The sequence below is a fragment of the Martinezella rhizogenes genome, from assembly GCF_000799715.1.
Lineage (GTDB): Bacteria > Pseudomonadota > Alphaproteobacteria > Rhizobiales > Rhizobiaceae > Rhizobium > Rhizobium rhizogenes_C.
Map to the genome: position 1 here is coordinate 41,362 of NZ_JUHG01000013.1, position 12,926 is coordinate 54,287.

General features: G+C 59.0%; 11 protein-coding genes and 1 pseudogene. 6 read left to right on the forward strand and 6 right to left on the reverse strand.

From position 1 onward, the window contains the following. Nucleotides 1-49: 49 nt before the first annotated feature. Both EX00_RS12135 and atzD read right to left on the reverse strand, forming a co-directional pair. The gene (locus tag EX00_RS12135; protein ID WP_047457823.1) at nucleotides 50-1,072 is read right to left on the reverse strand and encodes a BMP family protein; all 1,023 of its coding nucleotides are present in this window, start codon (nucleotides 1,070-1,072) and stop codon (nucleotides 50-52) included. A 97-nt stretch (nucleotides 1,073-1,169) separates the two neighbouring features. Then, nucleotides 1,170-2,258, reverse strand: coding sequence for a cyanuric acid amidohydrolase (gene atzD, locus EX00_RS12140; protein ID WP_047457827.1), 1,089 nt, complete (start codon nucleotides 2,256-2,258; stop codon nucleotides 1,170-1,172). Between the two features lie 118 nt (nucleotides 2,259-2,376). Here atzD and EX00_RS12145 point away from each other — a divergent pair, with 118 nt between their 5' ends. Continuing rightward, complete coding sequence (locus EX00_RS12145; RefSeq protein WP_052210726.1) at nucleotides 2,377-3,189, forward strand: IclR family transcriptional regulator; 813 nt, start codon at nucleotides 2,377-2,379, stop codon at nucleotides 3,187-3,189. An 81-nt stretch (nucleotides 3,190-3,270) separates the two neighbouring features. On the opposite strand, the gene EX00_RS12150 is transcribed toward EX00_RS12145, so the two are convergent. Then, nucleotides 3,271-4,185, reverse strand: coding sequence for a LysR family transcriptional regulator (locus EX00_RS12150; RefSeq protein WP_047457829.1), 915 nt, complete (start codon nucleotides 4,183-4,185; stop codon nucleotides 3,271-3,273). A 113-nt stretch (nucleotides 4,186-4,298) separates the two neighbouring features. Between EX00_RS12150 and EX00_RS12155 the strand changes: the two genes are divergently transcribed. After that, nucleotides 4,299-5,609 (forward strand): MFS transporter, encoded by a 1,311-nt coding sequence (locus tag EX00_RS12155; RefSeq protein WP_047457831.1) that lies wholly within the window; start codon nucleotides 4,299-4,301, stop codon nucleotides 5,607-5,609. 2 nt (nucleotides 5,610-5,611) lie between these two features. Beyond that, a complete protein-coding gene (locus tag EX00_RS12160; protein WP_080761240.1) occupies nucleotides 5,612-6,745 on the forward strand; it encodes a mandelate racemase/muconate lactonizing enzyme family protein in 1,134 nt (377 codons plus the stop codon). A 249-nt stretch (nucleotides 6,746-6,994) separates the two neighbouring features. On the opposite strand, the pseudogene EX00_RS12165 reads toward EX00_RS12160, so the two are convergent. The 3 genes and pseudogenes from EX00_RS12165 to EX00_RS12175 form a co-directional block, all read right to left on the reverse strand. Then, nucleotides 6,995-7,473 (reverse strand): annotated as a pseudogene (locus tag EX00_RS12165) (IS6 family transposase). Between the two features lie 189 nt (nucleotides 7,474-7,662). Beyond that, nucleotides 7,663-8,328, reverse strand: coding sequence for a flavin reductase family protein (locus EX00_RS12170; RefSeq protein WP_052210727.1), 666 nt, complete (start codon nucleotides 8,326-8,328; stop codon nucleotides 7,663-7,665). Between the two features lie 67 nt (nucleotides 8,329-8,395). Continuing rightward, nucleotides 8,396-9,082 (reverse strand): GntR family transcriptional regulator, encoded by a 687-nt coding sequence (locus EX00_RS12175; RefSeq protein WP_052210728.1) that lies wholly within the window; start codon nucleotides 9,080-9,082, stop codon nucleotides 8,396-8,398. A 265-nt stretch (nucleotides 9,083-9,347) separates the two neighbouring features. Here EX00_RS12175 and EX00_RS12180 point away from each other — a divergent pair, with 265 nt between their 5' ends. The 3 genes from EX00_RS12180 (at nucleotide 9,348) to EX00_RS12190 (ending at nucleotide 12,926) form a co-directional block, all read left to right on the forward strand. Further along, nucleotides 9,348-10,904, forward strand: coding sequence for an ABC transporter substrate-binding protein (locus EX00_RS12180; protein WP_047457839.1), 1,557 nt, complete (start codon nucleotides 9,348-9,350; stop codon nucleotides 10,902-10,904). Nucleotides 10,905-10,984: 80 nt separating this feature from the next. Then, nucleotides 10,985-11,950, forward strand: a complete 966-nt coding sequence (locus EX00_RS12185; protein WP_047457842.1) for an ABC transporter permease — start codon at nucleotides 10,985-10,987, stop codon at nucleotides 11,948-11,950. Nucleotides 11,951-11,966: 16 nt separating this feature from the next. After that, complete coding sequence (locus tag EX00_RS12190; protein ID WP_047457845.1) at nucleotides 11,967-12,926, forward strand: ABC transporter permease; 960 nt, start codon at nucleotides 11,967-11,969, stop codon at nucleotides 12,924-12,926.

Sequence of the window (12,926 nt, forward strand, 5' to 3'; positions counted from 1 at the left end):
GCTCGCAGGAAAAAGGAAAGGATCGCCGGCCAAAGGCCGGCGCTTGAGATTAGCTGCCGCTGCGAGCATCCTGGTCGGTCGGCGCGATTTTGAGCTTGCCGGAAGCGAAATCGGCCGCCATGTCGTTCACCTCTTTCACCACGGCGTCCGGAACAACCGGATTGAAGGCCTTGTCGGCACCGTATTTCAGCGATGCGCCGGTCACCGACCCCGTGTCGTAGCCATATTGCACGAAGGTGCCGAACAGCTTGCCTGTCTTGGCCTGATCGGCGGTGCTGCCGATCATTGCCGGCCAGTCTTCGACGATATTGGTCAGAACAAGATCCGGCGCGATTGCCGTCTGGTCGAAGCCGCGACCGGTTACAAAAACATGCTTTTCCTTGGCCGCCTGGACGAGTCCGGCCTCAGCCGCATTCAGCTTGCCGGTGATGAAATCGGCGCCGTTGCCGATAAGCGACAATGCCGCTTCCTTGGCTTCTGCCGAGTCTTCCATGTTCTTGATATAGAGAATCGTAACCGTGGCCCCAGCCTTGGTGGCGCAGACGCGGAAACCGCCGGCTTGGGCCGTGATGTTGGGTACGCCCTGTAGTCCATAGATGCCGCCGACCTTGTGCGTTTTGCTCATGCGTGCGGCGAGCAGGCCGAGTTGGCAGCCGAATTGGGCGTTGTTGTAGTCGATCGACATCACATTGGGCAGTGCGCCTTCATTGCCGCTGACCGCGATGAACTGCGTCTTGAGAAAATCGGGGGCGACTTCTTCCATGGCCGATACAAAACGACCGGAATGCCCCAGAACGATATTGTAGCCCTGATTGGCATAGTCGCGGACGGCCTCGGCCTCATCGGCGTCGGCGACGTTTTCGGAATAGGCCGTCTTAAATCCATGCGGCTCGAGGCTTTTCAGAATGGAATAGCCGAGAGCATTCCAGCTTTGGTCGTTGGCGCTGCCCGGAAGCAGTATTGCGGCCTTGTCTTCTGCATATGCGGGTGTAGCGACAGCTCCCGTGAGCGAGAGCACGGCAACAGCGACAGCCGCCGACGACCGCCAGCGGTCGGAGGTCTCTTTAGTCATGATAATGCATCCCTCTGGTTGATTTTGGTCTTTGCATTGCTTCCGGCGTTCTTATTGCGACTGAGCGGCCGTCGGCGCGCGCTCGGTCTTTGGATTTTCAAACGCTGACGATCGCAGCGATCGGCGCTTCGCCGGGCTTGCACTGATGTTCGGTGCCGCCGGAGACGAAAATTGCAGAATCAAAGGTCACGGAAGCGATCACCGCTCCGAGCGCGGCACGGGCATGGCGCTCATAATTGATGTCGGCGTCGGAAAGCATGGTCGTGCGGCGACCACGTAGTAGCCCGCCGGGGGGTGCCTCGGCCTTGGCGAAGATCGCCTGGATGCGTCCGACATCGATCGGCGCGTCCCCATCGCCGAGTGCGTCGTGTACCGCTGCGCGCACACCGTCAGCATCGATAACGTCGCGCAGGATGGAGTGTCCGATCCTCAAGTCGCCACTGGCCTCAGCCGAATTGCCGAACAGTAGAATCTCACAGTTGCGCAACTCGCCCCCGGCAGACGTGTTTGCAACGGACGAATAAAGATCCATACGCGTGGTGATCACTTCGTCGTTAAGTTCGGTCTCGCTGACTTCGCCCAGACCGAGAGCGACGCCGAGCGCTGTCGCGCCGCGGGCATAGGGCTTGGAGCCGTTCGGATCGCGCGTCACGAGCTTGACGCCCCGATGGTCGGCGTCTGCCACAGCGGACGGCGTAAGCAGCGGTCCCTTGACCTGAACATAGTGTACGTCACGCGGATCGGTGATGGCTGCTTCCGTCCGGGCCTTGCGGACGGCTGCCGCGACCTCGTGCACCTCAACCATGGTGCCAACTTCTTCCGGCGCCAGATCGCGCGTCACAGCGATGCCCACTGCAAGTCTCTTGCCTTCGCGAGGCGCAGTGCTGTCGCTTCGTGTGAAAACGGTCGCATGCGGACTGAGGACCCCCTCTGTACCGCCCGACCAGACGAAGGCGATGCGCTTGACGACGTCGTTGGGCGAAAGATCGAGATAACGCGAGAGCAGCAATGAAAATGACTGGGTGGCGAAACCGCGGGTGAAGTCGTTGGCGCCTCCGTTTCCTTCGGTTTTTCCAATCAGCGCGACGATCTCCCGCGGATCAATCTCACCCACCTCGATCATGCGTTCGAGGTCGGAAACGTCACCCGGATTGCCCATCTCTATCTTGTGAACACCAACGCGCATCGTTCGCTCCTTCGCTATTTGCCCATATTGTAAGCATGTCTAAATTGTGTGCAACAAGATTGGAATAAATTTCACGATGTGGAATAGTGGGCAGAACGAGCCGACAGGAGTGGAAAGAATGACAGAGAAAGCCGCAGGGACAGAGCTGCGCAGGGAGGCCTCGCAGACGGAAGGGGGTGTGCAGTCGATTACGCGCGCCGTTGCCATTCTCAACCGGCTGGCAGAGTGCGACGACGGACTGACGCTGACCGAGCTTGCCAGGAGCGTCGCGCTGCCTCCGTCGAGCGCGCATAGAATTCTCACGACGCTGCAACGGCAGCGTTTCGTGCGATTCGAGCCGGCGACGATGTCCTGGCTCGTCGGCGTTCAAGCCTTTGTGGTCGGGAATGCCTTTGCGCGTTCGCGTGATATGGTCCCGCTTGCTGTTCCACATATGCGCCGTCTCATGACAAAAACGGGTGAGACGGTGAATTTCTTCATGCTCGATGGCGAAGAGGTCATGTGCATGGCACAGATCCAAAGCCAGCAAATGGTTCGGGCAATCTCACGTCCCGGTGGTGGCGTTGAAATGCATCGCTCAGCGGCCGGGAAGGCGATATTGGCGCATATGGAGGAGGAGGACGTCGTCGGCATCGTGGAACGGAATGGCTTGCCGCGCTATACGGAGCATACGATCGTGACGCCAGAAGCACTACGCCTCGAACTCGCCAATATCAGGCAGCGCGGTTTTGCGGTCGACAACGAGGAGTTCTCGCTTGGATTGCGTTGTATTGCCGCCCCGATTTTTGATGAAGCCGGTGCCGTGCATGCGGCAATCTCGCTTGCCGGTCCCGCTTCCCGCATCACGGACAATCGCATCGACGTGCTCGGCGAGATGGTAGCTCTCTGCGGCAAAATCGTAACGTCGGAGATCGGCGGTCGCACGGTGTGACGACGAGTGATTTAAAGTGAACCCGGGATTTCCGGGTAAGCCCCTGTGAAGCGTTGGAGGTGGCTGCGCGATGGTGGAAAACTACGCCACGTTTCTGGCTTCGACCTCCAGATAGTGCAGTTTCTCCAGTACCCGGCTGGTCGTTCGTTCGACCGCGATGATCTTCTGGTCCGCCACACCGACGCGAGATCCGAGAAATAGCCGCCCGTTCTCGATCTTCGGACTGGACGCCAGCATTTGGATCGTGCCCTCCGCGACATAACGAAGAGCCATGGCAGTCGGCAGAATAGCCGCGCCCAGGCCAGCGGCGACGAGCTCGGGAATGACGGCGACACTTGTGCAGATACTGATGTGCTGCGGCTGGATGCCGGCAAGCGCAAACCAATGGGTGACCTGCCGATACATGGCAGAGGGTGGTGGATTGGAAATGATGGGCTTGTCCCAAAGGTGCTTGGGTTCGACCGCGCTATCCATATCCCAGGAGACCGGCGCAACCCAATGCGTCGGCTGAGGACCAAGCGGCTTAAGCGCGAGCTTTTCGTGACCGAGCGGATTGAGCAGAACGGCGACGTCGAGCTTGTCGTCGAGAAGCGAAGCCTCGAGTGTCGTGCTGGTCGAGACAACCCATTCCGGCTCCAGGGAAGGATGATCCTCCAACAGGCCGGCCAGCAAAGGTGCCAAACAATTGACCGCGAACCCTTCTGCGAGGCCTACGCGGATGGCACCGACCACCGCGCGGGCGGCATCCTGTTGCTGGATGCCCTGAATTTCAGCCATAATCGACCTGACGCGAGGCAACAATAGACGCCCCTCCGCCGTCATTACGAGACCGCGGCTAGAGCGCTCCAACAAGTCAACACCCAGCACCTCGCCGAGATCTTTCAAGCGTAGGGAAATCGTTGGTTGCGCAAGGTTGAGGTGCTGTGCGGCCTTCTGCGCCGAGCCGAGCTGGACCGTCCAGTAAAAAGCTTCCACCTGGGCCAGCGTTATCCGCACTTTTAAAATTCCTATATTGCTACCTTTAAAAAACTCATTTGATTGAAAATGTCAATATTGGTTAAGAAACGGGAGGGAAACAGGCGAGCATCGACCTGTGGGAGGAGAACATCATGACGGATAGAGCAGACATCATCAGCAAGGCTGCAAGGCGGATCCTGCCGATCCTTATGCTTTGCTACTTGGCCGCCTTTCTGGATCGCGTGAATATCGGCTTTGCCGCCTTGACGATGAATGGCGACCTCGGCTTTTCAGCCTCTGCTTTCGGTTTTGGAGCCGGCATCTTCTTTCTGGGCTATGTTTTATGCGAGCTCCCGAGCAACCTGATGCTCGCGCGCGTCGGAGCGCGTCGCTGGATTGCCCGCATCCTCATCACCTGGGGCATTCTCTCGGCCTTGACGGCCTTCGTCTGGAATCCCGCCAGTTTCTATATAGTGCGCATATTACTGGGCGCCGCCGAAGCCGGATTTTTCCCGGGCATGATCTTCTACATGACGCTGTGGTTCCCCCGCGCCTATCGCGGCACGATGTTCTCGTCGTTCAACGTGGCGGTGCCGTTGGCTTCCGTTCTCGGGGCTCCCATGTCGGGCCTCATTCTGGAAAGCCTGAACGGAGTGGCGGGCCTTCACGGCTGGCAATGGATGTTCCTGATCGAGGGCCTGCCCGCGCTCATTATGGGGTTTGTCGTCTTCTTTGCCCTCCCCGACAGTCCCGCATCCGCATCCTTTCTCAACGAGGAGGAACGCAGCTGGCTGACAAAGCGCCTGGACAGCGAGCGTGAGGCTCAGGAGAAGCAGGAGCATTTCTCGGTCGGGCGCGCCTTGGTCGACCCACGCGTTTTGCTGATGTGCCTGATCGCCGTCGGGCTGGTCATCGGTACCACGGGTATCGCCATCTGGATGCCGCAGTTCATCAAGCAATTTGGCCTTTCCACTCTTCAGACCAGCCTTGTGGCGGCGATTCCATTTGTTTTCATGGCTATTGCGATGATCACCGTTGGCCGCCATTCGGATAAGACGGGCGAGCGCGTCTGGCATACTGCCGGGCCGTTTATTGCCAGCGCGATCGGCTTTGTGATCGCCGCCTTCGCCAGCAATCCGTTCGTCGGCGTCATTGGCCTGACGATCGGTGCGGCCGGCATCGGCGGTGCTTCGCCGACGATCTGGATTTTCCCCTCGACACTTCTGACCGGGACCGCTGCAGCAGCCGGCATTGCGCTGATCAACTCGGTCGGCAGTACCGGCGGCTTCTTCGGCCCGACGATTATCGGATGGGTCCGCGATGCAACCGGCGGCTTCCAGGGAGCGCTGATCTTTCTGGCGGCGGCGATGTCCGTCACGGCGGCGGCAATCTTCATTCTTGGCTACAGCATGAGACATCTGATGCATGCAAAGGCTTCGGACGCTCTCTCCGCAAGGACGTGATCATGAGAATATCGGAAATTCGCCTCTACCAACTTTCGGCTCCTTTGGAGGAGCCGATTGGAAATGCTCTCATTTTCTTCCCCAGCCGGCAAACACTTCTGGTGGAGATCGTGGCTGGCGGGCTTTCCGGATGGGGCGAGGCATGGGTCGCTCCCGCGACTGCAGCGGCCATGATCGAGGGGCAGCTCGCCCGGCACCTGATCGGGCAGGACCCGACCCATATCGGGGCGCTCTGGCAGGTGATGCGTGAAGCCAATGAAGGCGACGGCATCATGACCGCGATTTCTGCGGTCGACATGGCTCTGCATGATTTGACCGCGCGCATCTATGGCATACCGCTGTCGAGCCTTCTCGGCGGCGCTCGCCGCGACAAGGTTCTTGCCTATGCGAGTGGGCCCTTCTTCAAGCCGGGCGGTCATCCCTACCGGGATTTCGAGCGAGAGATCGATGGCTACCTCGGTGAGGGTTTTCGCGCGTTGAAGCTGCGCAGCGGCTTCAATCCCACGGACGACGTCGCGGCGGCGCTCGGCGCTCGGCGGCAGATCGGCAAAGAGACCGACCTCATGATTGATTTTAACCAGTCTTGCACGCCGCGACGCTCGATCTCCACAGTCGCCTTAATGGAAGAGGCTCGGCTTCTCTGGGTCGAGGAACCGGCAACTCCCGCCGACCGCCCCGGTTATCGGCTGGCGGCCAGCCAGATTACAACCGCCATCGCCGGTGGCGAGGCCATCATGAACCCTGCGCATTTCCTGCCGTTTCTGACGGATGGGTGCATGGACATCCTTCAACCGGATATCGCCATTTGCGGCGGTCTCACCGGGGTCGGCCAGGTGATCGCCTTGGCTCATATACATGACCGCCCCGTGATACCCCATGTTTGGGGAAGCACCGTCAATTTCCATGCAGCTTTGCATTTGATCTCTACGCTGCCACGCCATCGGTCCGGGGGCATGCTGCCGTTTCCCTACCTGGAATATGATGTCGGACCGAACCCGCTGCTGGACTTGGCCGGCAGGCCGAAGGTCAACGCCGACGGTACCGTCTCGCTCCCCGAGGGGCCGGGGCTCGGAATAGAACTCGATGCCTCCATGCTCGAGCCATATATCGTCGCTCGGAAGGTCATTGCGGCGTGAGGCCATGGACTACAATCGGGAGGGGTGACATTGTCTTCAAGATCCGAGGATTATCGCTTGCAAGCGCACAAGGAGCCCACGCGTAATAGCCTGGAAGCGGAACGGCGTAGCGAGAGTGATCGGTCGGAGCATGGGATCTCAACGGTGGGTGAGATCGAAGGGGCATCGTAAAATTAACGGGCTCCGGTCAAAAGTCTCATCCGCCGTTTTCGCTTATGCGGCCTGCAGCCATACGATTTCATTCCACATTTACATGGCTGTGGTTCTGAGTTCGCGGTGATGGTTGAACGGAATATCGTGGCGTGGAATGTGAAAGAGATTGGCCACTGGGTCATGAATGGAAACGAAACGCTGGAGATGTCGGACTGACTTGAAGCCCTTCATGATCCGCTTTCGCCGTCGTGTCGGTTGATGGGAATTCTCCGCCCGATTATTCAAGCCCTTGTGGGGTCGATGTTCGACGCTGGGAATGATGTCGCGCCTTGCGACGCTATAGGACCGCAGCTTGTCGGTGATCATGACGCGGGGCGAGTACCCCTGTGCCGACCGAATTGCTCCGCCCAGGGACACAGGGTCCGGTGCGAAACGATGACGCCACGCACCGAAAGCCGATCTTCGACCATCCGTAAGCTGAGCGGAAAACGAAGATAAAGCCACACGGCGTGGGCAATCACTTCAGCCGGAAACCGGTGGCGGCGATAAAGCGGATCACGAGCGGCTTGTGTCATGCTGCAAAATCGCACAGATCGATCGCCAACCGGTTAACTTTACGGTGCCCTCTCGCAGCCAAAGCGATCGCGCCGACATCGCCGTCGAGTTGCCGCACCTGTCAGACGCTCCCTGCAAGGCCTTACCGATTCTCTAATCAGAGCGTCGCCGCTCGGGTTCAGATCGCCAGCTTGATTGGCAAATTGGCCTCATCCCTCGCGCGCGTTCCATTGATCCAACGATATAGTCGGCAGATCGAACGTTTCGGCCGTCCTGATATATCCGTGGCCGCCCATGCGGCCGAGCGCATTGAGGCCTTCCGGGTCCACATGCAGGCGCTCATTGACGAGGTTCGATTTGATGTGCAGCGCCAGAACCTCACCGATGACGATCTCCCGGGAGCCACCAACCTGCAAGGTCACGTGGCGACGGCATTCGAAAGCGGCCGGCGCTTCCGCGATGTAGGGCGAGCGCACATGAGTGCCCGGCAAGGCCGTCAGTCCCGCATGTTTGAGTTCGTCAACGCCGGCAGGAAACGGAACGGCCGTCACATTCATGGCATCCAGGTTTTCGGCTCCGACAATGTTCACGGTGAACTCTCCGGTGTGGCGTATGTTGTGCCCGGTGTCCTTGAAACTCAGATCACTGTGATTTTCGACACCGATTGCCAGAATTGGCGGATCAGCCGACAGGACGCCGAAAAAGCTGAATGGCGCGGCGTTGACGCGGTTTTCACTGTCGACGGTGGTCACCCAGGCGATGGGGCGCGGCACGACCGTGCCGATCAGCAGCTTGTAGCACTCATGCGGTGTAAGTGAACCAAAGTCGAACCGGGTGAAGTCAGCTTCGCTAGGGGGCGTCTTGGGCGACGACATTATCATCTTATCCTTGCGTAATTTTACCTTGCACAGTCCCGGCGTCGCAGCCGATATGCGTTCGGCTTCAGTTGGAAGCGGCCATATAGCGGCTCAATATCGCGCCAACGTCCGGCACATCTTCTTCATCAACGCGCGCGCGATCTTCGACGGCGTGCAAGTGATGATCCATGATCTGCGTCGCACGCTCGCGATCGAGTTGCTTGAGTGCTTCGATGAGCTGGACATGCTCGTCGATACCGCACTCGGCGGAATGAGGCCTGCCGAACCGGGCAAGAATTAATGAAGAGCGCGAGACAACCTGACTGATGAAGTCGATCAGAAGCTTCGAATGAGTTAGCTCTGCCAACAGGATGTGAAACTCCCCGGCCAACCGGATCGACCGCGGCGAGGATGACCGCAGCGCGCGCTCCTCTTCTCGGACGTGCGATATCAGTGCATCGATCCCGTCTTTCGGCATACGCGTGCAGAGCCGCTCGATAACCTCGCGCTCCAGGCAACGGCGTAGCGCGAAGACCTCATGCGCCTCCTCCAATGTCGGCATGGCGACCGAGGCACCCCGGTTGGGCTTGATCTCGACCAGGCCGTCGGAAACGAGGCGCACAAGTGCGTTGCGGGCGCTCGTACGGCTCACGCCGAAGGTGTCGCCAATGGAATCCTCCGGCAACTTAACCCCAGGCTTCAGCGCCTGTTCAAGGATCGCCCGTCTCAGCGAAGCGTAAATGGCATCACTGCGCGTCTGGTTCGTGGACATAGAGCTCTCCATCCCGTGGTTTGGCGGTGCTTTTCATTGCGCTTCTATATGCACAATTTTTGTCTGCCATAAACGGATAAAAATCGCATGCAAATTTATGTTGATATTGCATACGATCTAGAATACGAATTTTAGTACGCTCTGCAAGCTAATTAAGGTTGTCGCCGGAATATTGGCGCCGATGTTCATGCGATTATGCCTCACCTGTGGGGAAAACGCGGATATTGAGCAAAAATTGCATACAATATAATGATCGGGGAACAATATGATCAGAATTGGAAGACTACTTCTCGCCGGCGCTTTACTGCTCGGCCTGGCCATGCCAGCCGGAGCGGAGACATTTCGCTGGGGCGCATCACGCGATCTGGGTTCGCTTGATCCCGATTCCTATGGCGACAGTTTTACGCTCGGAGTGCTCAATCACGTATACGAAGGCTTGGTGCGCTACGATCGCAACCTGAAGATCGAGCCTGCGCTTGCCACATCGTGGGAAGTTGTTTCGCCGACGACCTGGCGCTTCAAGCTGCGCGAAGGCGTCAAATTTCACAACGGCGCCGATCTTACGGCGGAAGATGTGCAGGCGTCGCTGGTGCGGGCCAGCGATCCAAAATCACCGCTCAAGGGCAACATCCCTGCCTACAAGGGATCGCGGGTTATCGATGCCCATACGATCGAGATCGATGTCACGCCGAACTACCCCCTCCTTCTCAATGATCTGACAACGATTTACATCTTCGATGCCGGCTGGCTGAAGGACAACAATACCGAAGCTCCGACCGACGTCGGATCGGGCGTCGAAGGCTACGCGACCTATCATGCCAACGGCACCGGTCCCTTCAAAATCGAGAGCCGCCAGCCCGACGCTAAGACCGTTTTTGTCAAGTTCGATGGCTGGTGGGACAAGCCGCAGCACAATATCGACCGGATCGAGTTCACACCGATCGCCTCCGATGCGACACGCGTGGCGGCTCTGTTGGCCGGCGATATCGACTTCACGGACAAGGCGCCCGTTCAGGACATCCCCCGCCTGCAGGCTTCGCCGAACGTCAAGCTTCTCGAGGGCACCGACCTACGCACGGTCATGATCGGCTTCAGCCAGCGCAACACGCTTCTTTCCGGCGCTCCCAACCCGATGAAAGATGTCCGCGTTCGCCAGGCAATGCAGCTCGCGATCGACCTTGACCTCATCAAGAAGAAGGTCATGCGTGGAAAGTCCCGCAACGCCGGCACGCTCGTCGCACCGCAGATTCCGGGCTACGACGCCGCACTCGATACGCCAGTGCAGGCCGACTTGGAAAAGGCAAAGGCGCTCCTGAAGGAGGCCGGCGCTTCAGATTTCGCCTTCGACTTTAACTGCACCGATACGCTCGTCAACGAAGAGCAGATCTGCCAGGCCGTGGCTTCCATGTGGTCGCGTATCGGCCTGAAGCCGAAGCTTGACCAAGGCCCCCGCGCCGTTCAGACGCCGAAGCGCTCGAATGGGCAGGTCGATGTCTATACGCTCGGTTGGGCGACCCTCCCTATGCTCGACACCTATAGCCTCACCTCGCAGGTCCTGCACACGAAGGGCGGCACATATGGCATCTTCAACTGGGGCGGCTGGTCGGACAGCGAATTCGACAAGCTGACGGAAGCCTCGGCAGTCGAACTCGATCAGACCAAGCGCCTGGCACTCGAAGCAGCATCCCTCAAGGTTGCCAGGGAGCATGTGCTGATGATCCCGTTGCACCAGCAGCCTTTGACCTGGGCGACGGCGAACAAGGTCGCGGACCTGCCGCTCTTTGCCGACAACCTTCCCCGCTTATGGCTTGTGAAGAAGTAACGGTGCGATCGGGCGCCTCCCTATGGCGGCGCCCTTCACAAAAATCGGGCTCTCGATCAAAACCAGGGACGTAAAGCGCAATGATCGCCTTCCTAGTAAAGCGCATCGGCAATGCGATCCTCGTGATGCTGACCGTCACCTTCATCGCTTTCATGATTTTCCGTTTCGTCGGCGATCCCGTCGAAATGATGATGAACGAAAGTGCCACGCAGGCCGAACATGACGAACTGCGCGCCAGGCTCGGCTTGAACGACGGCTTCCTGCCGCAATATGCCCGTTTCGTCGTCAAGGCGGCGCAGGGCGAATTCGGACTTTCCTATCGAAACCAGCAGGATGTTATCAAGCTGATCGGCGAGCGGTTTCCAGCGACATTCGAGCTTGTGCTCATCGCCACGATCATCTCGCTTGTTATTGGCATCCCGCTTGGTGTTTTCACCGCCATCGGACGTGGAAAATGGTGGGCGGAAGGACTTCAATTCACCTCCGTAATCGGAATTTCCCTGCCAAGCTTTCTCGTCGGCATTCTGCTGATCCTGGTGTTTTCCGTGTCTCTTGGATGGTTGCCCGGCTATGGGCGTGGCGATATCGTCCAGATCGGCTGGTGGTCCACGGGCCTGCTCACCCCTTCCGGGCGCGCCGCGCTGGTGCTGCCGGCACTTTCGTTATCGCTCTTTCAGATCACGCTTGTCATGCGGCTTGTTCGCGCCGAGATGCTGGAAACCCTGCGTTCAGACTTCATCAAATTCGCCCGCGCCCGCGGTGTTCGCCGACGATCGCTGTGGTTTCGTCATGCTCTGAAAAACTGTCTGATGCCGGTCATCACTTTGACGGCAATGCAGATTGGCAATCTCATCGCCTTTGCCCTGGTCACCGAGACCGTGTTCCAGTGGCCTGGCATGGGCATGCTGTTCATGCAGGCAGTCACCTTCGTCGATATCCCAGTGATGGCCGCCTACCTCTGCATCGTGGCCTTCATCTTTGTCGCCCTGAACACCCTCGTCGATGTCGCCTATGCCGTCGTCGATCCGCGCCTGCGCAAAGCCTGACCGAGAGGAGCACCCCATGAGCGGCATCGAAACGGCCAATCCGACGAAACCTGTGTCCCGGCGCCCCTCCCTTCGCCGCCGCATCGCCGATACGGATCTGTGGTGGAGCTTCAAGAAGCATCCCTCCGCCATCGTTGCCACCATTGTCCTGGCTTTGCTGTTGGCATCGGCATTTCTGGCACCGTGGATCGCACCGCAGAATCCGTATGATCTGGCGTCTCTCGATCTGCTGAACGCCCAGTTGCCGCCGATCTGGAGCGCAGATGGCCAGTGGCCCTACCTGTTGGGCACGGATCTTCAAGGCCGCGATGTGCTTTCGGCCATCCTCTATGGATCCCGCGCCTCGATCGTGATCGGCGCAGCCTCTGTCGCCGTCTCGCTGGCGGTCGGGGCCACGCTTGGCCTCATCGCCGGCTATTATGGAAAATGGGCCGACGGTTTGCTGATGCGGGCGGGCGATGTCCTTCTTTCCATGCCGACGATGCTGATCGCCATCCTGGTGTCGGCCATGGCGCGCCAGATGCTGCCGCCCGGACTGCGCGACGCCGGTGCATCGTCAGTGATCGTGTTTGCCATCTCGCTTTCAGCCTGGGTGCAATATGCCCGCACCGTGCGCGCCCTGACAATGGTCGAGCGCAACAAGGAGTATGTGCAGGCGGCCCGGTTGATCCGCGTGCCGGCGCGGCGGATCATGCTGAGGCATATCCTTCCGAATACGACCACGCCGCTGCTGGTGACCGCAACGCTCAATTTCGGCTTCGGGATTCTCATCGAGGCGACCCTTTCCTTCCTTGGTGTCGGCATGCCCGTAGAGCAGCCATCGCTCGGCACCTTGATCCGCATCGGCAACGAATACCTGTTTTCGGGACTGTGGTGGATCGTCCTTTTCCCGGCCATTCAGCTCTGCCTGCTGGTTGTCTCGATCAATATCCTGGGGGATTGGCTGCGCGATGCACTCAACCCCAAACTGCGCTGA

Coding starts and splice junctions, on each gene's coding strand:
- EX00_RS12135 (WP_047457823.1), bottom strand. CDS start 1,072: ATGACTAAAGAGACCTCCGACCGCTGGCGGTCGTCGGCGGCTGTCGCT.
- atzD (WP_047457827.1), bottom strand. CDS start 2,258: ATGCGCGTTGGTGTTCACAAGATAGAGATGGGCAATCCGGGTGACGTT.
- EX00_RS12145 (WP_052210726.1), top strand. CDS start 2,377: ATGACAGAGAAAGCCGCAGGGACAGAGCTGCGCAGGGAGGCCTCGCAG.
- EX00_RS12155 (WP_047457831.1), top strand. CDS start 4,299: ATGACGGATAGAGCAGACATCATCAGCAAGGCTGCAAGGCGGATCCTG.
- EX00_RS12160 (WP_080761240.1), top strand. CDS start 5,612: ATGAGAATATCGGAAATTCGCCTCTACCAACTTTCGGCTCCTTTGGAG.
- EX00_RS12170 (WP_052210727.1), bottom strand. CDS start 8,328: ATGTCGTCGCCCAAGACGCCCCCTAGCGAAGCTGACTTCACCCGGTTC.
- EX00_RS12175 (WP_052210728.1), bottom strand. CDS start 9,082: ATGTCCACGAACCAGACGCGCAGTGATGCCATTTACGCTTCGCTGAGA.
- EX00_RS12180 (WP_047457839.1), top strand. CDS start 9,348: ATGATCAGAATTGGAAGACTACTTCTCGCCGGCGCTTTACTGCTCGGC.
- EX00_RS12185 (WP_047457842.1), top strand. CDS start 10,985: ATGATCGCCTTCCTAGTAAAGCGCATCGGCAATGCGATCCTCGTGATG.
- EX00_RS12190 (WP_047457845.1), top strand. CDS start 11,967: ATGAGCGGCATCGAAACGGCCAATCCGACGAAACCTGTGTCCCGGCGC.